Consider the following 23,868-nt stretch of genomic DNA (forward strand, 5'->3'; position numbering starts at 1 on the left):
TTACAATAGAAAAAGGCGGCTAATGAAACATTAGCCGCCTTTTTTGTGTTAATTTTAGGTTAATCAATCGATTGCGTAAAATTTTTTATTACATTGCGGCGCATTAACAAAATATACACTTAAAATTGAGACATACATGTGTGGAATTGTAGGATACACAGGTTATCGTCAGGCGTATGGTATCGTCATTGACGGATTACAAAAGTTAGAATACCGTGGTTATGACAGTGCTGGAGTGGCATTGCATAAAGGTGAGCAGATCGATGTTTACAAAAAAACAGGTAAAGTTGCAAACTTGGAGGAGTTTGTATACGACAAAGATCTACAGTCGACCACAGGGATAGGCCACACCCGTTGGGCTACCCATGGTGAACCTTCTGATCGGAATGCACATCCGCATTATTCCAATAGCGGACGTATTGCGATGATTCATAATGGCATCATTGAAAACTATGCTTCCTTAAAATCAGAATTAATCAATAAAGGTTATACATTTAAAAGTGATACCGATACAGAGGTTCTGGTCAACTTTATCGAAGAGATCCAATTGCAGAACGAATGCTCTTTAGAAGAAGCTATTCGTATTGCTTTGAAACGGGTTGTAGGGGCCTATGTGATCCTTGTATTGGAGGCAGGTCATCCGGATCGTATTATTGCAGCGCGTAAAGGAAGTCCTTTGGTGATTGGTATCGGTAAAAATGAGCATTTTTTGGGTTCAGATGCTTCCCCGATGCTAGCATACACCAAAGAAGTTGTTTACATCAATGACTACGAACTGGCCATTATCACTCCGGAGGAGTTGATCCTTAAAAATCTGGGTAATGAGCGCATCACACCTTATGTCCAAAAATTGGATCTGGAGTTGTCGGCTATTGAAAAAGGTGGCTTTGATCACTTTATGTTGAAAGAGATCTTCGAGCAACCGCAAACGATCTTTGACTCCATGCGTGGACGTCTGGATCTGCAATCCCATCAGATTACATTGAGTGGCATTGAAAAATTTGCGAATGAGATCAGCAATACCAATCGCATTGTTATTGTTGCCTGTGGTACGAGCTGGCATGCTGGACTTATTGCAGAATATGTTATTGAGGAATTATGCCGTATTAATGTAGAAGTTGAATATGCGTCGGAATTCCGCTACCGTAATCCGGTTATTCATCCGGGGGATGTTATCTTGGCAATTTCCCAAAGTGGTGAAACGGCTGATACATTGGTTGCATTGGAAAATGCAAAAAAACAAGGCGCTATCATATTGGGTGTTGTCAATGTTGTCGGATCTTCTATCGCCCGACTTTCGGATGCAGGTGCCTATACACATGCTGGACCAGAAATCGGCGTAGCAAGTACAAAAGCATTTACAGCACAGTTGACTGTATTGAACCTGATTGCCTTAAAGATTGCTTCTTTGAGAGGTTCGATCAGCGAAGGACGTTATCAAAAACTTGCACAGGAATTAAACGAGGTGCCTGAAAAGGTCGAGTGGATTTTGGATACGCAGGTTGATAAAATCAAAGCCATTGCCAAAAAGTACAAAGATGCCCGAGACTTTCTTTTCTTGGGTAGGGGGTATAATTTCCCGGTTGCCCTGGAAGGTGCGCTTAAACTCAAGGAAATTTCCTATATCCATGCAGAAGGTTATCCTGCAGCAGAAATGAAGCATGGACCTATCGCATTGGTTGACGAGAACTTGCCGGTTGTTTTTATTGCTACAAAAGATGCTTATCACGAGAAGATAGTTTCAAATATTCAGGAGATCAAAGCGCGTAAAGGAAAGATTATATCGGTGGTTACCAAAGGCGATGCTGTTTCGGAAAATCTATCGGATGATTTTATGGAAATTCCGGAGGCCGATGAGATCATTGCTCCATTGATTTCGGTTGTACCATTACAATTGTTATCGTATTATATTGGTGTAGAGCTAGGCTTGGATGTGGACAAACCACGTAACCTGGCGAAGTCGGTAACTGTAGAGTAAGGAGGCCGATGAGTGTATTGAAAAAGAAACCTTTGGAACGGCTGGGCTATGGATTTATCCCAGATGAGTTTATTCCAGCAGAACAGGACGAATATACCCTGCGCTTTCAGCAAAACCCGCGTAATGACTACCGTGATTTGACGGAAACGGAGGTTCAACAGTTGATTAACAATGGAAACTGGTCCAGCGACTGGTCCAAGGTCAAAGTATCGGCAGTCTTTGATCCGAATCAGGTTCAGCACTGTAAATTCTATGGTCTGGTCCGTATCGGCAATTTGAGTCCGAGTTACCTGGATTACCGCAATTTGCAGCTGCCCATTGGCCTGTATCATTCGACGATCATCAGTTCGGACTTTGGCGACGATGTTGCTGTCCACCATGTGGGTTACTTGTCCTACTTTATTGTTGGTAATGAAGTGCTGTTGAGCCAGATCAAGGAAATGGAGACCGGCAGTACAGCCAAATTCGGTAATGGTATTCTCCGTGATGGTGAAGAGTCAGAAAAACGGATCGAGTTGGAGCTCTGCAACGAAAATGGTGCCCGCTCAGTTTATCCTTTTGATGGTATGCAGGCTGCAGATGTGTACCTGTGGACCCGCAATCGACATGATCATGCTCTACAGCAACGATTTGGAGAACTGACTGATCAGAAATTTGGAGGTCAACGGGGCTATTACAGCCAGATTGGCGACCGTTGCGTCATCAAAAATACGTTAACGATCAAGAATGTCAAGATCGGGACTGATGCTTATATCAAAGGGGTCAGCAAGCTGAAAAATGTTACCGTCAATTCCTCGCAGGAATCGTATACGCAGATCGGTGAAGGCTGTGAGCTTGTTAATGGAATTATTGGCTATGGCTGTCGTATATTTTACGGCGTTAAAGCTGTACGTTTTATCCTGGCATCCTATTCGCAGTTGAAATATGGCGCGCGTCTGATCAACTCTTATTTGGGCGACAACTCGACAATTTCCTGTTGTGAAGTGTTAAATTCCTTGATTTTTCCAGCGCATGAACAGCACCATAACAACTCGTTTTTATGTGCGGCATTGGTGATGGGCCAAAGTAATATGGCTGCTGGAGCAACCGTAGGATCCAATCACAACTCCAGAGCTGCGGATGGTGAAATTATTGCGGGACGTGGTTTTTGGCCTGGGCTCTGTGTGAGCCTAAAACATAACTCCAGATTTGCATCGTATTGCCTTATCGTAAAAGGGGATTTTCTGCATGAACTGGATATCAAGTTGCCTTTTACCTTAGTGAGCAATGACGTACAACATGATCAACTGGTCTTGATTCCGGGGTATTGGTTTATGTACAATATGTATGCTTTGGTACGGAATGCCAATAAGTATGCGGCGCGAGACAATCGACATTTCAAAAACCAATATTTTGAATACGATATGTTGGCACCGGATACGGTGAACGAGATGTTCGAAGGGATGGATATGCTGGCCTTGGCTGTGGCAGATAGTCTCCACACTGCAGTTGGGAAGGATAAGCACGAACGTATTGTTGTCGGCCGGGCACTGCTTGCCAACAACATGGACCTGAAAGATCAGACAATTGTGCTGCAAGGAGCCGAAAATTCACGCAGACCGACTGTTATTCAGAAGGTTGGCGAGGCTTATCATTTATATCGTTCGTTTATTAAATACTATGGTGTACTGCACCTGATGGATGCCCTCGAGGAAGGCCTGTCACTGCAGGATATTATTGGAGCCTTATCGGGTAGATCGCGTACGAGCTGGGAAAATATAGGTGGACAGCTGATCGAAAGCAATACCCTGCAAACTTTCCTAGATGACGTCAAATCAAAAAAAATAGATTCATGGGATGATATTCATGAATTCTATCATGATAAAAGTAAAGCATACCCCTTAGATAAACGTGAACATGCACTCTTGTCTTTAATAGAAGTCTTAAATTTGGAAGGTATGGTTTTATCAACAGATAAAGTTGTATCTTTGTTGGATCAGGCGCTTGGACACCGGATCTGGATTGGTGAACAGATTTATAAATCCCGTGCCAAAGACTACAATAATCAGTTCAAAAACATGGTTTATGCCAATGATGAAGAACGTGATATTGTGGTAGGAAAATTGGAGGAGAATTCTTTTATCAATCAACAACAAAAAGAATTAGAGATATTTAAGATAAGGGTTGCTAATTTGAAAGGGCAATTTTAAAAGAAAGGCTTCCGCTCGGAAGCCTTTTCTTTTTTTTGTGAATCACGTATTAGCGGTCTTGACTGTTGGTAATGTCCCAAAAGTGGCGTTGTAGATTCTTTTTCTGCGATAGCCAGAAGCGGTCAAACTTTGATTTCTTCCAGCGCTGTGAAGCGCATCGCAGGTCCTTAGTCGTTGATCTTATCAAGTGGTTTGCGTTTATTATCTTTGATTTGCTTAAAGTGGCTTGGCGTCAATCCGGTTACTTTTTTGAATTGATTGCTTAAATAAGCAACACTGGAGTAATTGAGTTTATAGGCAATTTCACTCAAGGTAAGTTCATCGTAAACCAATAACTCTTTGACATATTCAATTTTCTGGCCGATGAAGTATTTTTCGATGGTTATGCCTTCAACATCCGAAAAAAGATTGGAGATGTAGTTGTAATCATGGTGCACCTTCGTGCTGATGATTTCGGAAAGATTAAGGGTGGTATCGTTATGTTGATTACGGATAAGATCCAATACGACATGTTTTACTTGTTCGATGATGACGGTTCTTTTATCGTCAATGAGTTCAAAACCAAGTGCCGAAAAATTTGAGGCAAGTTGCTTGCTCTCCGCTTTGGTCAGCTCTTCTTCAATCTCAACCTGCCCCAAAGAAATATGCTTAACATGGAGATTGAGCTTAGCCAATTCATTTTCAACAACCATAATGCATCTATTGCATACCATATTCTTTATTGCAAGTTTCATATATAAATTATTACTGATTTGTGTCTGCATCCTATGGTTTCATGAATGCTTCGCATGTTGTCTTTTAGAGGTCCTAAGGAATATCCTGTTGATTTTATGTAGGTATATTTAATTCTTGGATGCCCTGCATGCTGTGATGCGGTCATCGGTATTTGTGCTTATCACATTGGATATTCCATCGGAATTATTTTAAATACAAGTTACTAATGTAAACTCAAAAATCGATAATTTATTAGACATGGAGTTGTAATATTTAGGGTTTATCTTGTAGTATTTTGAAAACCGTGTGTGGAAAAAAAGGACGGAATGGCTAATCGGCCAGCGGATGAGCGTAATGGGCGTAATGGGCGGGCCATTCGGCGCTTTGGCCTTGAGGTCGTTAGGGGTGTGTTCCAGCCAAGAGTTGTTTTAGTTAAGTCTTTATTCCAGTTAGGGTTTTATTTCAATAGCTGCACCCATGGGAACAGCATCAAAAAGTTCGTCAATCTCTGCATTTGTAAGTGCCATACAACCGAAAGTCCAGTCCATGTGGCGCTGCAATTTACCAATAAAGCCTAGTCCGTTTCGAAGTCCGTGGATCTTGATGTCGCCACCGGCCTCTTTTCCTAAACTTTTGGCGTGGGCAATATCCTGTTCATTTGGGTAGGAGACCCCCAGGTTTTTGTGATAGCTGCTATATTGATTTTTATCGTTGATCGTGTAAAGCCCTTCGGGTGTTTTTAAATCGCCTTCAAATTCTTTGGCGCCCACAGGTTGGCCGCCCAATGAAATACGGTAAGATTTTAGGAGCTTTCCCTTACTATAGGCCAATAGTGTTCTTTTTGATTTATAGACGATAAGCTTGTCTACTTTGGCATGCTGATCCAACGTTGGTTCTGGATAAAGATTATAGCCTATCAGGCCCAGGCAAAGTAAGATGACGAGGCTGATTACTGTTTTTAAAACTATTCGACGATTTCTTGGTCGCTTCATCTTGGAGATTGTTAGCTAATGGATAAAACGTTTAGACCGAGTGCCTAACCTAGGGCCCTGCACTCGGCCTACTCATGTATTTTGATGCTGCAGCTTAGAATTCGCGGTCAACATCTTTGTCGCCACGTCCCGAGAGGTTCACAATAGCGATTTTGTTTTTGTCTTTTAGCAATTTCACCGCAAGGGCAACAGCATGGGATGATTCAATGGCCGGAATAATACCTTCCAGTCGGGAAAGTAGCTTGTAGGCTTCAATCGCTTCTGCATCTGTCACGGGGTGATAGTTTGCACGATTGCTATCTTTTAGCTGGGCATGTTGTGGCGATATCCCTGGGTAATCAAGGCCTGCAGACACCGAGGTTGACGGGATCGGGTTGCCCTCATCATCGACCAAACAGTACGAAAAGGTTCCCTGGAATACGGTTGGTTTGCCAAAAGAAAGTGTCGCAGCTGTTTTTGGATAAGTTCCGGTTCCACCGCCTTCGCCACCATGAATTTCGACCTCATGATCATCGAGAAAACCCGAAAATAAGCCAATGGCATTTGATCCGCCACCTACACAGGCGAAGATGCTGTCTGGAAGGCGCCCTTCCTGATCAAGTATCTGCTGGCGTGCTTCCTTACCAATAACGCTTTGAAAATAGCCGACCATTTTTGGATAGGGGTGCGGGCCGACGTGCGATCCCAGTAGGTAATAAGATGTTGGATTTTCAACGTAATACATCAAGGCCGCATCGACGGCATCTTTCAATGTACGGCTACCTAAGTTGGTCGTTACAACTTCGGCGCCCAACAATTCCATGCGTTTGACGTTCAGGGCCTGGCGTGCAGCGTCGATTTCGCCCATAAATACTTTACATGGTATGTTTAACAATGCTGCCGCTGTTGCTGTTGCAACACCGTGTTGACCGGCGCCAGTTTCGGCAATGATCTCTGTTGCTCCCATTTGTTTAGCCAAAAGAATTTGACCGATACAGTTGTTTATCTTGTGGGAACCTGTATGGTTTAAATCTTCCCGCTTTAAATAGATTTTGGAACCTACGTGTTCGCTTAAATTCTTCGCGTAATATAAAGGTGAGGGGCGACCGACATAATGTTTTAAGATCGCAATAAACTCTTTCTGGAATTCTTCTTTTTGGACATGACTATCGAAAAAAGCAGCCAGTTTATTCAATTGCTCTTCCAATACCGGTGGGATGTAAGATCCGCCAAATTCTCCATATTGACCATTGTATTGAAGCATCTTCTCATTTGCTTCGACAGATGCAGCTTGTGTTAGACTCATTTTAGGCTTATGTTTCTTGTTGTAAAAAGATATATTATTTATTGAAGCCTAATATAGTAATCTTTGCAGGTATAGAAAAAAAACAAGGCATCTTTTCTAGAAAAGATGCCTGTAAAATCTTGTATTTGCAAACAAGGATATATTGCAGCCTGTTTTAAGCTTTGGTTTTCCGGAAGATAAAGTAGAAGCCCACCAGGATAAAAGGTATACTCAGTAATTGGCCCATGTTTAAAGCCATACTTTGCTCGAAAGCTTCCTGGTCAATTTTAAAATGTTCCAAGACCATGCGTGCACCAAATAATAGGACCATGAATATGCCAAATAATTGGCCTTTTTGGCGATTGGGATTTGATTTGAATAGGGAACCAATGATAATAAAGATCAAAATATAGGCGATTGCTTCATAAAGCTGCCCAGGGTGGCGTGGTACATTGTCTACACGTTCGAACACGATAGCCCAGGGTAGATCTGTAGGTGTGCCAATAATTTCGGAATTGAAGAAATTTCCGATACGGATAAGTGCACCGGCAATAGGGACTACAACGACCAATCGGTCCGCTAACCACAAGAAGTCGGTTTTTGTTTTTCTGCAGAATAAATAGAGTGCGAGGATAATTCCGATGGCGCCGCCATGGGAAGCCAATCCTGCGAAGCCGGTAATATGAAATCCTGTTTTATCCCATTTGAATGGCAGGAAGATTTCAAGTATATGATCTTTGTAATAGTCAAAATCGTAAAATAGGCAGTGTCCTAATCGTGCTCCGATCAAAGTGCCCAGAAAAATATAAATTGAAAGCTGATCCAACTGTTCCTGTGTGCGGCCTTCCTTTTTGAATATACGCAACATGATCACGTATGAAACAAAAAATGCTAACAACCAGCATAAGGCATAATAGCGAAGGGCAAAAGCGCCAAAGTTGAACATTTCGGGGTCAATATTCCAATGTATTGCACTTAATATTGAATTCATAAATTTTATAGCTTTTTAAATTACTTTGAAGTAAAGATAAGCTTTAATCTCATTTTTTTATTCCTACAATTTGTTTTTAAGCAGAATATCATTGGGCTGCGGATCTAATTCATTCATCGTGAACAAAATATTGTCTTTTGCGGATCCTTTTTACTTAAAGAGGAGCGTATAACCTAAAATAAATTGCGCAAACAATATTTCAAAAAACATTTTTACTTTTGCATTTCATTGAAATTTTCATATTTTGACGAAAGTAAAAAGAAAAGGAAAAGATGGCAGAAAAAAACAAGAAAAAAGAGCCGAAGCACGACGCGGTTGTGACGAAAGATTCGCTTTCATTTTTTGAGAAATATATCAATAATGCTTCTCCTACAGGATTTGAGTGGGAAGGACAGCGCCTGTGGTTGGATTATTTGAAGCCTTATGTTGATGATACATTCGTTGACAACTACGGTACAGCTGTAGGGGTAATCAATCCAAAAGCGGAGTATAAGGTCGTTATAGAGGCTCATGCGGATGAGATTTCTTGGTTTGTCAATTACATTACCAAAGACGGACTGATCTATGTAATACGTAACGGTGGTTCAGATCACCAGATTGCGCCGTCTAAGCGCGTGAATATTCATACGGAAAAGGGCATTGTCAAAGCGGTATTCGGCTGGCCGGCAATTCATACGCGTTCGGGAGAGAAAGAAGAAAATCCTTCGCTGAAAAATATCTTTTTGGACTGTGGCTGTAGTACCAAAGAAGAGGTTGAAGCCTTGGGAATACATGTCGGTTGTGTCATTACATACGAAGATACATTCTCTATCCTTAACGACCGTTATTATGTTGGGCGGGCTATGGACAATCGTGCCGGTGGTTTTATGATCGCTGAGGTTGCTCGTTTGCTAAAAGAGAATAAAAAGAAATTGCCATTTGGATTATATATCGTAAATTCGGTGCAAGAAGAGATTGGTTTACGCGGTGCCGAAATGATTGCAGATCGTATCAAACCGAATGTCGCCATCGTAACCGATGTGACACATGATACGCAAACTCCGATGATCAATAAGATCACGCAGGGCGATCTATTTTCAGGGAAAGGTCCGGTATTGTCCTACGCTCCAGCGGTTCAGATCAATCTGAATAAACTGTTGGTTAAGGTTGCTGAGAAGAATAATATTCCTTTCCAGCGTCAGGCTTCTTCTCGTTTTACAGGAACTGATACGGATGCATTTGCCTATAGCAATGGTGGTGTACCGTCTGCATTGATTTCTTTACCACTCCGTTATATGCACACAACAGTGGAGATGGTGCACAAGGAAGATGTGGATAACGTGATCCGGTTGATCTACGAAACATTATTGAATATTGAGAACGGACAAGATTTTAGAACATTTACAAAGTAGAATTTAAGAATATATTAACTTATCATTAGAATTATTATGGAAAATAACCAAAATCAAAACGAATTGAGCATCGAGTTGACAGAAGAAGTAGCAGAAGGAACCTACTCAAATCTTGCGATTATCACTCACTCTAATACTGAATTTGTGGTTGACTTTATCCGTGTGATGCCAGGAGTGCCAAAAGCAAAAGTGAAATCAAGAATCGTTTTGACTCCAGAGCATGCAAAACGCTTGTTAGGTGCATTGGTTGATAACGTGAACCGTTTCGAAGCATTAAATGGCCCAATTAAAATGGACTTAGGTGTTGCTGAACAACCTCAACAAGGTGGTGATCCTACAGTTGCATTCCCTTTTGGAACGCCACAAGGTCAAGCATAGTTGATTGCAGCTATCATTGAGATATCAAAAGCGCCAATTGAACATTGGCGCTTTTTTTATGATGTTATTTTTAGGAAGCGCCTAACTTTAGCCGCGTAGCTGATTCTTCGAGATTCATCGGCTGATTCTTCTTTTCCATTCTGACCGGCTCTTGGAAGGAATTTTCTAGGCATATTGGCTATGCCTGCGAACTAAAACGGATAAAGTTTGTTATCTATGGATATTGGCGCCTGTAGTCGATGCGCCATACCTGGTATATTACCTGTGGCCAGCCCTTGTGCCTGGCCTTTACTTTTACTAAATTTAGATAACTAATTCAAAAAGGAGATTTATATGGATATTCAAGTGCGGAACTTGACAAAGAAGGATTATGTTGATTTGAAACGATCGATGGAACAGGCTTATGATGGTGCAGGTGAGACCTGGTCAAAGGAAAATATTCAGGATTTGATTGATATATTTCCCGAAGGGCAATTATGTGTGGAGATTGATGGACATGTCGTTGCCTGTGCCTTGTCCATTATCCTGAATTCAAAAAAGAATAATATTTACGATAGCTATTATGAGATTATCGATGATGGTAAGTTTACCAAGCATAGTGATGATGGAGACACCCTTTACGGGATAGAAGTGTTTGTTCATCCGGCACATCGGGCGTTACGTCTCGGCCGGCGTCTCTATGATGCGCGAAAGGAGCTGTGTGAACAGATGAACCTCAAATGTATTGTTGCCGGGGGCCGTATTCCCAATTACCATAACTATGCGGATAAAATGAGTCCGCGGGTTTACATCGAGAAAGTCAAACGCAAGGAGATCTATGATCCGACGCTGACCTTTCAGCTTTCAAATGATTTTCATGTCAAAAAAATACTCAAGCATTATCTGCCTGAAGATGCTGAATCGATGGAGTTTGCTACCCTGTTGGAATGGAATAATATTTATTATGAGTCAGAGACACGGTCCATTTCGACCACCAAGCAGACGATCCGTTTGGGGCTGGTGCAATGGCAGATGCGTTTGTTTGATAATCTGGAGGCATTTTATGATCAGATCGAGTTTTTTGTGGATACCGTGAGTGATTATGGAACAGATTTTATCATGTTTCCGGAATTTTTCAATACGCCACTCATGAGCCCTTATAACGATCTTCCCGAGCGCCTGGCGATGGAAAGGCTTGCGCAGCATACCTCCGAGATTATCGATCGCATTCAACAGTTTGCTGTTTCCTACAACGTCAATATCATTGCAGGGTCGATGCCTTTGATGGAAAACAAAAAGCTCTATAATGTTTCCTACCTCTGTCATCGCAACGGTAAGCTGGATGAGTTTAAAAAAATTCACATCACCCCAAATGAATTTAAATATTATGGTATGGTGGGCGGAAGTGAGGTAAAGGTGTTTGACACCGATTGTGGTAAAGTGGGACTGTTGATCTGTTACGATGTAGAGTTTCCTGAACTGAGCCGTATTTTGGCCGATCAGGGGATGCAGATCCTATTTGTGCCCTTTATGACGGATACCCAAAACGGATACATCCGGGTGCGTACCTGTGCGCAGGCTAGGGCGATAGAAAATGAATGTTATGTGGCTATTGCAGGCTCCGTGGGCAATTTGCCGCGTGTGAATAATATGGATATACAATATTCGCAGTCCGCTGTTTTTACCCCTTCGGACTTTGCTTTTCCCAATAATGCCATTAAAGCTGAGGCGACACCGAATGCCGAGATGGTGCTTATTGCGGACGTTGATCTTTATGCCCTGCGAGACCTACATGAGTACGGTACCGTTAAAGTCAAGAAGGATAGACGGAAGGATTTGTATGAAGTGAAACTTTTGAAGTAAATTTAAATACGCTTTTAATCTCTTAAAATATGATACAAAAAGTCAAATGGGGGACGCTATCCATGGTCTTAATGCTGATGTCATGTCAGTCAAATAAGAAAAGCGATACTGCTCAGGAGGTCCGCACAAATTTTTTTGATGTCTCAGGCATGGATACCACCGTGAATCCAGGAGATAATTTCTTCCAATATGCAAATGGGAGCTGGATGAAAAATACCCAGATCCCGGCTTCTGAAACTGGCTGGGGTTCATTTTATATTCTTGCTGATGAAAACCTGGCAAACCTGAAATCTATTTTGGAAGGTGCGGCGAAGTCTGACAACAAAAAAGGTTCCGATCAGCAAAAGGCCGGCGATTTCTTTGCGAGTGGTATGGATACGGTGACGATTGATAAATTGGGCGCGAAACCAATCGAAGGGGCCATCAAAAAAATCAATGGGTTGAAAAGTATCGATGAATTGATCGCTTATGCTGCGGATGGATTTAAAGAGGGTGATGGTGATCTTTTTACATTTTATGTGGCCGCAGATGACCGGATCAGCACTAAAAATGCATTGCAATTTTTTCAGGGAGGACTCAACCTGCCTGAAGCAAGTTATTACTTAGATCAGGATGACAAAGCGAAGAAAATCCGGGAGGCCTATGTTGCGTATCTGGTAAAATTATTCGGGCTGATCGGCGAAGGGGCAAATGCAAAAAAGTCGGCGGAGGAAGTGCTGCGCTTGGAAACAGAAATTGCCAAATCGCATGCTACACCGGTGGAATTGCGGGATCCCATCAAAAACTACCATAAATTTGCGGTGCAGGAATTTCAGAAACAAACGCCAAACCTCAATTGGAAGGATATTTTGCAACGCTTGGATGTGAAGACCGATACCATTTTGGTACAGCAACCTAAATTTTATCTTGCGCTAAATAATTTGTTGAAATCACAGTCCTTAGCTAGTTGGAAAACAAAACTAAAAGCAGATTTAGCGAATGCTTCTGCGACGGCACTGAGCAAAGGTTTCAGGGATGCAAAGTTTGAATTATTCGGAAAAACCCTAAATGGACAGAAACAGGAGAAAGAGCGTTGGAAGCTGATGGTGAGCTCGGCCGACGAGAACCTTGGCGAGATTGTCGGAAAGTTGTATGTGGATGAGTATTTTAAACCCGAAGCAAAAAAACGAATGCTCGAATTGGTTGACAATTTGCAAAAAGTCTATAAGAGCCGGATTGAGAAATTGGACTGGATGACACCTGAAACCAAAAAGAAAGCGATTGAAAAATTGGAAGCGTTCACCAAAAAAATCGGCTATCCCGAGAAGTGGAAAGATTATAGTGACGTGGAGGTAGCCAAAGATACCTACTATGCCAACTTGCAGTCTGCTGCAAAGCATGCCTATAAAGAAATGGCGGGTAAAATCGGCAAACCGGTTGACAAGGCCGAATGGCTGATGACGACACCTACGGTGAATGCCTATTACAATCCACCATATAATGAAATTGTATTCCCGGCTGGGATCTTGCAGTTCCCATTCTTCGATGCCAACGCGGACGATGCGATCAATTATGGCGCTATCGGTGCCGTTATCGGACACGAGATGACACATGGTTTTGATGATCAGGGGCGTCAATATGATAAAGACGGTAACTTGAACGATTGGTGGACGGCAGTGGATGCGAAACAGTTTACGGAACGCGCCAATCAGGTAGCGAAGTTATATGGTGGTTTTACGCTGTTAGACAATCAACATGTAAACGGTGAGCTTACGCTAGGTGAAAATCTGGCGGACATCGGCGGTTTAAATATTGCCTATGATGCTTTCAAATTAACCAAGCAAGGGCAGGGGCAGGATAAAATTGATGGCTTTACACCAGATCAACGTTTCTTCCTGAGTTTTGCGCAAGTGTGGCGCGTAAAGAGCAGCGATGAGCGTATGCGGTTACGTTTAAAAGTTGATCCACATAGCCCCGAACAATTTCGGGTAAATGGTCCCGTATACAATATGGAGGCCTTCTATAAAGCATTTAATGTACAGCCTACGGCAAAAATGTATGTAGCACCTGAGAAGAGAATTTTGGTTTGGTAAGCGAAAACAGGGGTGAACAGCATTGTCCCGATACGGATTAAGACAATGCTGTTCAACTCATAACGTTTAAATGGAAACGAAAAAGTAAATTTGTCTTTGAATTATGATAAAAACTGATTACTTTTGCCCTTCATTTAATAACACATTTAATTAATTAACAATGTACGCAATAGTAAATATAGCAGGACAGCAATTTAAGGTTGCAAAAGACCAGTTCCTTTTTGTACACCGTTTACAAGGAGATGAAGGCGCTAGTATTGAATTTGACAATGTATTGTTAGCAGAAGACGGTGGTAAATTTACCATTGGTACACCTAGCGTTGCTGGTGCAAAAGTTTCGGCTAAAATTTTGTCTCATTTAAAAGGCGATAAAGTTATCGTTTTCAAGAAAAAACGTCGTAAAGGCTACAAAAAGAAAAACGGTCACCGTCAACAATTTTCTAAAATCCAGATCACTGGTATTACGTTATAATTGAATTTTTAATCAGACAAATAGTCTTAAATTAAGATAAAGAAATGGCACACAAAAAAGGTGCGGGTAGTTCTAAGAACGGCCGTGAGTCACATAGCAAGCGTTTAGGTATCAAAATCTTCGGTGGTCAACAAGCAATCGCTGGTAACATCATCGTACGCCAACGCGGTACACAACACAATCCTGACACAAACGTTGGTATTGGTAAAGACCACACATTGTTCGCTTTAGTAGACGGTAAAGTAGTTTTCCGTAAAAAAGCTAACAATAAATCTTATGTATCTGTAGTTCCTACAGAACAAGCGTAAGGTTTTGCAACAATATTGGAAGGCATCAAGAAATTGATGCCTTTTTTTGTTTGTCTGTTCTCCCATGGATCTACCCTTGGGCAATATGAACGAAATCGGATGCTACTTGCTGCACTTTCGTTGCACAGAGCCACTGTTGGCAATATCGTTGACCCGCAGCGCTGCTGCCCCGCCAATTTATCGGAGTTGGTAATGAGTGCGTTAAGGTTTTGGTTTTATTTAAATTGTTATTTTCTGTTAAATGTAAAGCTTTGGTACAATTTTTATAAAGGATAGGTGTTTTTAAGACAATAGGCGAAACATTCCGGAATACCATTGGATGCAAGCACGATTGAATAAATACTTACATATGAGATACAACAAGTTTGGATATGGTTTGTGTGCCGGGTTATTTGCCTGTTCATTTTATTCCTGTAGTTCGATTTACATGCCTAATGTGCCTTCAGCGCCGATGTTTACAGAAGCTGGGGAGGTATATGTTTCCGGTAATATCAATACAAAGGCTAATGTATCGGCCAACCTGGGGGTAGCCGTAACCGATCATGTAGCTGTCATTGCCAATGGTTCCTATGTGGATAATAAATCCAATATCAAAGACTATGCGCAAAAGATGGGCGAAGCGGGGGTTGGCTATTATACACGCTTTGGTCGGAAAAATAATCGTGTATTTGAGGTTTACGGGGGGTATGGGCTAGGCAATACCAGTGTGGTTGATAAGCGTTCGTCGACGATGGGACAAGCTATTGTGGAAACGAAGGATATGGATTTTGAAAAGGTGTTTGTGCAGGTAAACTTTTCATCGGAGAAAAAGGATGCCCTAAAGTTGTTTGGCAACCGGTACGATATCGATTACGGTACCATCATTCGGTTGAGCAATATGCGGATGAAGAATTTCGCTATTGATGGTCTTCCGGCAGAGAAAGAAGACAATATGCTTATTGAACCTGTATTTTATACAAGGATGGGCTTAGGGAAAGGATGGAAGCTGCAATATACGAACGGTATGGTATTTGGTTTTAAAAGTAATACCTATTTAAAAGCAGGGTACCCATTGTTTACACTGGGAGTTTTATATAAATTTGGAGGAAAATAGGGATTATGAGCAAGAAAATTTTATTTGGATGTTTGGTTCTGCTGGGTTTGTTTATCTCCGGCTGCGGCGTGAATCGACAAAAGGCACAGATCGAGAATTTGGCGAAATGTAAGTTCGATGTGGAATCGGTAGATAGTATTCGGTTGGCCGGAACATCATTGCAACGACTGATCAAGAATAATCAAATCGACCTGGGAGCAGCGCCGAGCCTGGCGTTGGCCTATTTGCGGAAAGATATTCCATTGAATGCAGTTATCCGGCTTAAAATAGACAACCCGACGCTCAAAAAGGCATCCATTAATAAGTTTCAGTATATCATTCTTTATGGTGGACAGCAGCTTGTGGAAGGGATTGTCAATCAATCATTACAAATAGAGCCCGGAGAATCTACCGTAGCCAATGTGCGTATAGCGACCAATATCTATGATTTGTTGAAGAATTCGGACCTGCAGGATTTTTTAATGTCGAGAGATGAGAATAAAAAGGGAATATTTACGTTAAAAGTGAAACCTTCTATCAATATCGCAGGGCAGTCGGTATTCTATCCGGGATATATTACCATCGATAAAGCGGTAAGTCGTAAGATTCTGCTTTAGACAGGGGCATACTGTGATAAGATATTAAGGTTTTCCATGAGAATGGAAAACCTTTTTTATTGATCTTGATTTTCAGGCTAGTTAAGTTAACCTGGATACTTGCCAGCATCTGGCTAAATCGCTATTACGAATGGACTATTATGTTAAGAATTAAACTGTAATAAAAAAGTTATAGATTCAAAGTGTAAAATATACACCTTATTTTATATTTTAGTCTTTAATTACAAACCTAAATATGTTAAAAAGAATCTTTATTCCTGTTTTGTTATTTGCCGGCGTGCACGCTATGGCTCAGAAAGCTTTCGAACCTTATGAACAACCTATTGAAGGGACTAATCTGACGTTCAAAATGCTGGCAATCCCTGGCGGTAGTTTTAAAATGGGAACTACAAGTGGTGGGAAAGAGGATGAAAAACCTGCACACGAGGTGAAGTTGGATCCATTTTGGATGGGCGAGTATGAAGTAACCTGGGATCTGTTTGAGCCATTTCTGTATAAAGATTATGAGATCGCAAAGAGTAAGGACGGTAAAGTATCGAAAGAGATTGATGCCGTTACGCGACCGACCAAACCTTATTTGGATATGACTTTTGGTTTTGGAAAGGAAGGGCACCCGGCCCTAGCGATGACCCATTACAATGCTATTCAATTCTGTAAGTGGCTGTATGTCCGTACCGGTGTATTTTACCGTTTACCAACAGAGGCCGAGTGGGAATATGCAGCTCGAGCAGGTTCAAAGACGACTTATTTTTTCGGTGATCAAGCGACGCCATTAGCAGATTATGCCTGGTTTAAAGATAATGCTGAACAGAAAACACATATTGTAGGACAGAAGAAACCGAATCCTTGGGGCCTTTATGATATTTATGGCAATGTTGCCGAATGGACTTATGATCAATATAAGGTCGATAGTTACAATGAAGGTAAAGGCAAGGTATTGACTAATCCTGTAGTCGTTCCGACAACCCTGTATCCACATGTTGTACGTGGTGGTGCTTTTGACAGTGGTGCCGAGGACATGCGCTCTGCAGCGCGTGGTGCCTCAGATCCCGTATGGAAACAGTTGGATCCACAAATTCCAAAAAGTAACTGGTGGTTTCCGGAAGCCCCATTCGTGGGCATGAGACTAGTCAGGCCCCTCAACCCACCTAGTCACGAAGAGATTATGGCTTATTACGATAAACAGCCAATCAAAGACTTTTAATATAAAATAATCAATATAAAACTGTTATGGAAAATCTAGAAAGAAGAGATTTTATTAAAACTTCTGCTGTAGTTGCTGGGGGCGCTGTGCTGAGCTCAATGCCTTTATCAGGTGCATATGCCGCTGGTTCGGATGTTATCAAAGTTGCCTTAGTGGGCTGTGGGGGCCGCGGAACTGGAGCTACATTTGATGCGCTAAGTTCGGGCATGAACATTAAAGTGGTGGCTCTTGCAGATGCTTTTAAAGATAATTTAGAGAGTACTTATAAAACGCTGAAGGAAAAATGGCAAGATAAGATCGATGTAAGTGACAATCACAAATTTGTGGGGTTCGATGCATATAAAGATGCAATTCAATTGGCGGATGTTGTTATTTTAGCGACTCCTCCAGGATTTAGACCAATGCATTTTGAGGAAGCGATCCGTCAAGGTAAACATGTTTTCATGGAGAAACCGGTTGCTGTTGATATCCCTGGTGTACAGCAGGTCTTACGCGTGGCTGCAGAAGCTAAACGTAAAAAATTGAATGTTGTAGTCGGTTTACAACGCCGTTATCAAACGAATTACCGTGAGGCGATCAAACGTATTCACGAGGGTGCAATCGGTGATGTTACTTCGGGACAAGTTTATTGGAACTCAGGTGGTGTATGGGTGCGTCCGCGTAAGCCAGAGCAAACTGAAATGGAGTACCAAATGCGTAACTGGTATTATTTCAACTGGTTGTGTGGCGATCATATCGTAGAGCAGCACGTACACAATATTGATATCGCCAATTGGGTGAAAGGTGCTTACCCGGTATCGATCCAAGGTACAGGTAGCAGGGCACACCGCACCGGCAAAGAGTATGGTGAAATCTATGATAATTTTGCATTAGAATTGACCTATGCCGACAACAGCGTTGTTTATAGTCAATGTAGACACTTCGAAGGTATACATAACCGTGTAGACGAGCAATTCCAGGCAACAAAAGGACGTGCTTATCTTTCTGCAGGTGGACAGGCAGTATTGTACGACTGGAAAGGAAAGGAAATCTATCGCCATGATGCGAAGGGTAATCCAAACCCTTATCAACAAGAACATAAAGAACTATTTACGGCAATTTCGAAAGGCGAATATAAATTTGATAATGCAGAATATGGTGCTTACAGTACGTTAACAGGTATTATCGGACGTATCGCTTGTTATACCGGTAAGGTAATCAAGTGGGATGAAGCCTTGAAATCGACCATCAAATTGGGACCAGATGTACTTGCTTGGGATGCTAAACCAAAATTACTTCCGGATGCAGAAGGTTTTTACCCAGTAGCGATGCCTGGTCAAAACACCAACTTATATATTTAAGCAATTGGGCCGATGGGATTAAAGTGGAATTTGTGCCTTCTATTTTTTGCTACGATTTGTTGCATTGATGCACAGGCGCAGATACCGGCAACGAAACCCCATAAAATTCGGCTGGAGGGACCCGCGCAGGGTACCCAATTCCATATCACTTACTTCGCTTCCGACAGTCTTGTTAGGCGGTCGGAAGTTGACAGTATCTTAACGGCAATCGATTTGTCGATGTCAATTTACCGCAAAGACTCGAGGATATCCAAGTTCAATACAGATACGGTAATGTCTGTTGTGATGGATAGCCACATGGCTAAGGTGATAAATGCTTCCTTTAAATACCACAAATTATCGAAAGGTCAATTCGATATCACTATTGCCCCGCTGGTCAACCTATGGGGCTTTGGTGCTAATAAGAGCCCGGTGGCCCCGGATTCGGCGACGGTGCTAAAAGCGAAGGAACTGGTGGGAATGCATTACCTGAAGGTCAGCGGCAACCGGCTGATTAAAAAGAAACAGGGGATTAAAATCGATGTTAATGGTATTGCACAGGGGTATACGGTAGACGTCTTGGCCGACTATCTCGAACGTAAGGGAATTGCCAATTATATGGTCGAGGTAGGTGGTGAAATCAGGGCTTTGGGAACTCCGCCAGGTGGGCAGGGCTTTTCCATTGGTATTGTTCAGCCCGATGGTGAAAGTGGGGAGGAATTGATGACTGCTGTTGCGCAGCTCAATGAAGGGGCGCTGACAACAGCCGGCAGTTTCGAAAAGTTTATTCAATACAAAGGGAAAAAATTGGGTCATCATATTGACCCTGTTTCGGGTTTCCCATACATGACCGATATATTGAGTGTCAGCGTCTATGCGAAGACTGCTATGGAAGCGGATGCACTGGATAATTATTTTATGGGCATGGAACCCGAACAAATTAAGACAAAGGCCAAAAAATTGAAAGGTGTGGCGGTTTTTGTCATTTTTAAAAATAAAAATCAGTCCATAGAAACGATTTATTCGGATGGATTTGGTAAATTATTTAAAAATTAATCAATTATAAATAAAATGAAGAGATCGGATTTTATTAAAGGTAGTCTTTTGGCCGCGGGGGCAGGACTAGCTGGACAGACTTTTGCGTCTACAACTCAAAATACAGCAAATACGATGGATAAAGGAAAGACATTCAATTTAAATTATGCTCCCCATCAGGGAATGTTCAAAAATCATGCAGGTGATAGTTTCCTGGATGAAATTCGGTATATGTATGATTTGGGATTCCGTGGAATAGAAGATAATGGCTATTTGGGTAGAACATTGGACGAGCAGCAGAAGATCGGTGATTTATTAGCGAAGTTAGGCATGACCATGGGTGTATTTGTTGTGGATGGCGGACAAAACTGGATGCCTTCTTTAGCGACAGGAAAACAGGAGTATTTGGACAAGTTTGTCGAAACATGCAAGAAGTCTGTCGAAGCTGCCAAGCGTTGTAACGCAAAATGGCTGACTGTGGTACCGGGCTTTTATGAAAGAAAACTGCCTTGGGGTAATCAGTTCAGCAATATCCTTACTGCGATGCGTAAGGGTGCGGAGATCTTTGAACCACATGGTTTGGTGATGGTGTTGGAAACCTTAAGTGATACACCAGATTTGTTTTTGCAGCAAACGCATGAGACCTATGCTTTATGTAAGGCCGTGAATAGTCCATCCTGTAAAATTTTGTATGATATTTATCATATGCAGCGTACCGAAGGAGATTTAATTGCAAATATGAATCGTTGTTGGGATGAAATTGCGTATATTCAAATCGGCGATAATCCAGGTCGTAAAGAACCGACTACGGGCGAGATCAATTATAAAAACGTATTCAAACACATTCATAGTAAAGGATATAAGGGTATCATGGGGATGGAGCATGGTATTTCCAAGCCTGGTAAAGAGGGTGAGGATCGCTTGGTGGCGGCATATCGCGAGGTCGATAGCTTTTTGTAATATTTTAATAGTGTACTATTGACAATTAGATTTAATTTCTTAAATTGAGCAGGTAAAACCAATTAGTAGTATTGTAAAACACCATTTTTTTTATGATTTCATCAACAATAAAATTTAAACTATCCTTTATGATGTTCCTCGAATTTTTTATTTGGGGGGGATGGTTTGTCACATTAGGTACTTTCTTGAGCAAGAATTTGAATGCAACAGAATTTGAAAAGGCCAATGTATTTTCAACACAATCATTGGGAGCGATTATCGCGCCTTTTATTGTCGGAATGATTGCAGACCGTTATTTTAATGCGGAGCGTATTTTGGGTGTTTTACACTTGGTCGGTGCAGTATTAATGTATCAGATGTATAGCGCAACAAACATGTCGACATTTTATCCGTATGTTTTGGCTTATATGATACTTTACATGCCAACATTGGCTTTGACTAGTTCAGTTTCTTTTCGGCAATTGACCAATCCGGAAAAACAATTTTCAGGAATACGTATCTGGGGGACAATTGGTTGGATTGTTGCTGGTTTAGTTATTAGCTATTTTTGGGATGCAAAAGCATCTGAAGGAGCATTAAAAAATACCTTCCTATTATCGGGTGTTGCTTCTTTAGTATTGGGTATATTTTCTTTTGCATTACCTAAAACTCCACCGGTTAAACTGGACGAAACCGAAAAACCGTCCTTTGCATCAATCATTGGTCTGGATGCGATCAAATTGTTGAAAGACAAAAACTTCTTGATCTTTTTCATTTCTTCGGTATTGATCTGTATTCCATTGGCATTTTATTATTCAAATGCAAACCCTTTTCTTTCTGAGATAGGGCTGGAAAATGCTACTGGTAAAATGACAATTGGTCAGGGATCTGAGGTATTGTTCTTGTTGGCACTCCCAATTTTCTTTACAAGATTTGGCTTTAAGAAAACAATTTTGGTCGGTATGTTGGCTTGGGTAATCCGTTACCTGTTATTTGCTTATGGCAATGCAGGTGAATTGTCGTTCATGTTGTTGATCGGTATTGCATTGCACGGTATCTGTTATGACTTTTTCTTTGTTTCGGGACAAATTTATACGGACAGCAAAGCAGGTGTTAAATACAAATCTGCAGCACAGGGCTTGATCACGCTGGCAACATATGGTGTTGGACAGTTGATCGGTTTCTGGGTAGCGGGTTACGTCGGAGACAAATACAAAGCAATGAAAGCAACAGACCTAGCAGGATTCTGGAATCATACCTGGGTTGTACCTGCAATTATCGCAGCTGTTGTATTTTTTATCTTTTTAGCTTTATTTAAGGACGAAAAGATCGACAGTACAAATGCTGCACACTAAACAGAAAAAATAACTATTTAAAAACAAATAATTAGAAGAGAGATGGCAACAAATACTTATGACGCAATTGTAATCGGTTCGGGGATAAGTGGTGGATGGGCTGCGAAAGAATTGACAGAGAAAGGGCTGAAAACAATTATGCTGGAGCGTGGTCGTAACATTGAACACATTAAGGATTACACTGCGCCAAATAAAAATCCATGGGAATGGCCTCATGCTGGCGGTCGTACACAAAAAATGATCGAAGAATATCCGGTTTTGCGTAGAGATTATCCGTTGAATGAGAAGAACCTGGATTTTTGGGTAAATGAAAAGGAGAGTCCATATACAGAGGTAAAACGTTTTGACTGGTACCGTGGGTATCATGTTGGTGGACGTTCTTTAATGTGGGGAAGACAATCTTATCGTTTGGGCGATTTGGATTTTGAAGCTAACTTAAAAGATGGCCACGGTGTGGATTGGCCGATTCGTTATAAGGATATTGCCCCTTGGTATAGTTATGCTGAAAAATTTGCGGGTATCTCCGGAAATAGAGATGGTGTACCATCTTTGCCAGATGGAGATTACATGCCAGCAATGGCGATGAACATTGTTGAAAAAGACCTGGCTGAGCGTTTGAAAAAGCAATATGGTGGTCAACGTCATTTCATCATGGGTAGAACAGCCAACATTACTGTTCCGCATCATGATCGTGTAAATTGTCAATATCAAAATCAATGTTGGTTGGGTTGTAATTTTGGTGCTTATTTCAGTACGCAATCGGCAACTCTTCCTGCAGCACGTAAAACAAACAATCTAACTTTACGTCCTTTTTCTATCGTAACAAAGATTATCTACGATAAAAACACGAAAAAGGCAAAAGGTGTTGAAATTGTTGATGCTGAAACAAACCAAACGTATGAGTTTTTCGCTAAAGTAATTTTTGTTTGTGCATCTGCATTGAACTCGACTTGGGTGTTAATGAATTCAGCTACAGATGTTTGGGAAGGCGGTCTGGGTAGCAGTAGCGGTGAATTGGGCCACAATTTGATGGATCACCATTTCCGTTGTGGTGCCGGAGGTAAAATAGATGGATATTTGGATAGCTATGTATATGGTCGTAGACCAACAGGCTTGTATGTGCCACGTTTTGTAAATGTAGAAGGTGATACCAAAAAACGTGACTATGTACGTGGATTTGGTTACCAGGGTGCTGCAGGTCGTGGACGTTGGTCTGGTGCTGTTGCCGAGATGGAAGTTGGTGGTGCATGGAAAGATGCGATCTGTGAGCCAGGTGACTGGACTGTTGGTTTTACTGCTTTCGGAGAAACCTTGCCATATCACGAAAATAAAATTACACTTGACAAGAGCAAAAAAGATAAATGGGGCTTACCTGTATTATCATTTGACGCTGAGATCAAGGATAATGAATTGAAGATGCGTGGCGACATGCAAAATGAAATGAAGGAAATGTTGGAAAGCATTGGCGTAAAAGATACCTATACGTACGATAACGTATATGGTTTGGGCCAAGGTATCCACGAAATGGGAACTGCCCGCATGGGACGTGATCCAAAAACTTCGGTATTAAATGGTAACAACCAAGTTTGGGATGCATTGAATGTTTTCGTAACGGACGGTGCTTGTATGACTTCTGCAGGTTGTGTCAACCCTTCATTGACGTATATGGCACTTACTGCTCGTGCGGTTGATTTCGCAGTAAGCGAATTGAAAAAAGGTAACATCTAATAGCTAAA

At 41.6% G+C, this 23,868-nt stretch carries 20 protein-coding genes; 16 read left to right on the top strand and 4 right to left on the bottom strand.

What is annotated here, in order from left to right:
• Positions 1-136 precede the first annotated feature (136 nt).
• Together glmS and AACH28_RS01270 are read left to right on the top strand one after the other, a co-directional pair.
• Entirely contained in the window at positions 137-1,978 is a 1,842-nt protein-coding gene (glmS, locus tag AACH28_RS01265; RefSeq protein ID WP_341832017.1) for a glutamine--fructose-6-phosphate transaminase (isomerizing), read from the top strand.
• Between the two features lie 8 nt (positions 1,979-1,986).
• Positions 1,987-4,167, top strand: a complete 2,181-nt coding sequence (locus tag AACH28_RS01270) for a DUF4954 family protein (protein WP_341832018.1) — start codon at positions 1,987-1,989, stop codon at positions 4,165-4,167.
• Between the two features lie 167 nt (positions 4,168-4,334).
• Here AACH28_RS01270 and AACH28_RS01275 read toward each other — a convergent pair whose 3' ends face one another.
• The 4 genes from AACH28_RS01275 to lgt form a co-directional block, all read right to left on the bottom strand.
• A complete protein-coding gene (locus AACH28_RS01275) occupies positions 4,335-4,901 on the bottom strand; it encodes an AraC family transcriptional regulator (RefSeq protein WP_120334066.1) in 567 nt (188 codons plus the stop codon).
• Between the two features lie 429 nt (positions 4,902-5,330).
• Positions 5,331-5,873: a L,D-transpeptidase family protein gene (locus AACH28_RS01280; protein WP_341832019.1), complete on the bottom strand. Its 543-nt coding sequence runs from the start codon at positions 5,871-5,873 to the stop codon at positions 5,331-5,333.
• Between the two features lie 94 nt (positions 5,874-5,967).
• On the bottom strand, positions 5,968-7,158 hold the full coding sequence (gene trpB, locus AACH28_RS01285; protein WP_341832020.1) for a tryptophan synthase subunit beta: 1,191 nt from the start codon (positions 7,156-7,158) through the stop codon (positions 5,968-5,970).
• A gap of 154 nt (positions 7,159-7,312) precedes the next feature.
• Positions 7,313-8,128 (bottom strand): prolipoprotein diacylglyceryl transferase, encoded by an 816-nt coding sequence (gene lgt, locus AACH28_RS01290; protein ID WP_120334068.1) that lies wholly within the window; start codon positions 8,126-8,128, stop codon positions 7,313-7,315.
• A 272-nt stretch (positions 8,129-8,400) separates the two neighbouring features.
• Between lgt and AACH28_RS01295 the strand changes: the two genes are divergently transcribed.
• From AACH28_RS01295 to AACH28_RS01360, 14 genes are all read left to right on the top strand, one after another.
• A complete protein-coding gene (locus tag AACH28_RS01295) occupies positions 8,401-9,519 on the top strand; it encodes a M42 family metallopeptidase (RefSeq protein WP_070561144.1) in 1,119 nt (372 codons plus the stop codon).
• 36 nt (positions 9,520-9,555) lie between these two features.
• Positions 9,556-9,897, top strand: coding sequence for a DUF3467 domain-containing protein (locus AACH28_RS01300; RefSeq protein ID WP_046672455.1), 342 nt, complete (start codon positions 9,556-9,558; stop codon positions 9,895-9,897).
• 333 nt (positions 9,898-10,230) lie between these two features.
• Positions 10,231-11,739 (top strand): bifunctional GNAT family N-acetyltransferase/carbon-nitrogen hydrolase family protein, encoded by a 1,509-nt coding sequence (locus AACH28_RS01305; protein ID WP_046672920.1) that lies wholly within the window; start codon positions 10,231-10,233, stop codon positions 11,737-11,739.
• Positions 11,740-11,768: 29 nt separating this feature from the next.
• Positions 11,769-13,811, top strand: coding sequence for a M13 family metallopeptidase (locus AACH28_RS01310; protein ID WP_341832021.1), 2,043 nt, complete (start codon positions 11,769-11,771; stop codon positions 13,809-13,811).
• Between the two features lie 160 nt (positions 13,812-13,971).
• Complete coding sequence (gene rplU, locus AACH28_RS01315; protein ID WP_028068281.1) at positions 13,972-14,283, top strand: 50S ribosomal protein L21; 312 nt, start codon at positions 13,972-13,974, stop codon at positions 14,281-14,283.
• Between the two features lie 44 nt (positions 14,284-14,327).
• Positions 14,328-14,591, top strand: a complete 264-nt coding sequence (rpmA, locus tag AACH28_RS01320; RefSeq protein WP_046672918.1) for a 50S ribosomal protein L27 — start codon at positions 14,328-14,330, stop codon at positions 14,589-14,591.
• Between the two features lie 349 nt (positions 14,592-14,940).
• A complete protein-coding gene (locus AACH28_RS01325; RefSeq protein WP_341832022.1) occupies positions 14,941-15,684 on the top strand; it encodes a hypothetical protein in 744 nt (247 codons plus the stop codon).
• 5 nt (positions 15,685-15,689) lie between these two features.
• A complete protein-coding gene (locus AACH28_RS01330) occupies positions 15,690-16,280 on the top strand; it encodes a hypothetical protein (RefSeq protein ID WP_341832023.1) in 591 nt (196 codons plus the stop codon).
• Between the two features lie 235 nt (positions 16,281-16,515).
• Positions 16,516-17,484, top strand: a complete 969-nt coding sequence (locus AACH28_RS01335) for an SUMF1/EgtB/PvdO family nonheme iron enzyme (RefSeq protein WP_341832024.1) — start codon at positions 16,516-16,518, stop codon at positions 17,482-17,484.
• 26 nt (positions 17,485-17,510) lie between these two features.
• A complete protein-coding gene (locus tag AACH28_RS01340) occupies positions 17,511-18,824 on the top strand; it encodes a Gfo/Idh/MocA family oxidoreductase (protein WP_046672915.1) in 1,314 nt (437 codons plus the stop codon).
• A 12-nt stretch (positions 18,825-18,836) separates the two neighbouring features.
• On the top strand, positions 18,837-19,859 hold the full coding sequence (locus AACH28_RS01345) for an FAD:protein FMN transferase (protein ID WP_341832025.1): 1,023 nt from the start codon (positions 18,837-18,839) through the stop codon (positions 19,857-19,859).
• Positions 19,860-19,874: 15 nt separating this feature from the next.
• Entirely contained in the window at positions 19,875-20,798 is a 924-nt protein-coding gene (locus AACH28_RS01350; RefSeq protein WP_336829920.1) for a TIM barrel protein, read from the top strand.
• A gap of 95 nt (positions 20,799-20,893) precedes the next feature.
• Complete coding sequence (locus AACH28_RS01355) at positions 20,894-22,132, top strand: nucleoside permease (RefSeq protein ID WP_341833097.1); 1,239 nt, start codon at positions 20,894-20,896, stop codon at positions 22,130-22,132.
• A 42-nt stretch (positions 22,133-22,174) separates the two neighbouring features.
• Positions 22,175-23,860, top strand: coding sequence for a GMC oxidoreductase (locus tag AACH28_RS01360; protein ID WP_070561136.1), 1,686 nt, complete (start codon positions 22,175-22,177; stop codon positions 23,858-23,860).
• Positions 23,861-23,868: the final 8 nt, after the last annotated feature.

Origin of the sequence: Sphingobacterium thalpophilum (assembly GCF_038396785.1) — a bacterium.
Classification (GTDB): domain Bacteria; phylum Bacteroidota; class Bacteroidia; order Sphingobacteriales; family Sphingobacteriaceae; genus Sphingobacterium; species Sphingobacterium thalpophilum_A.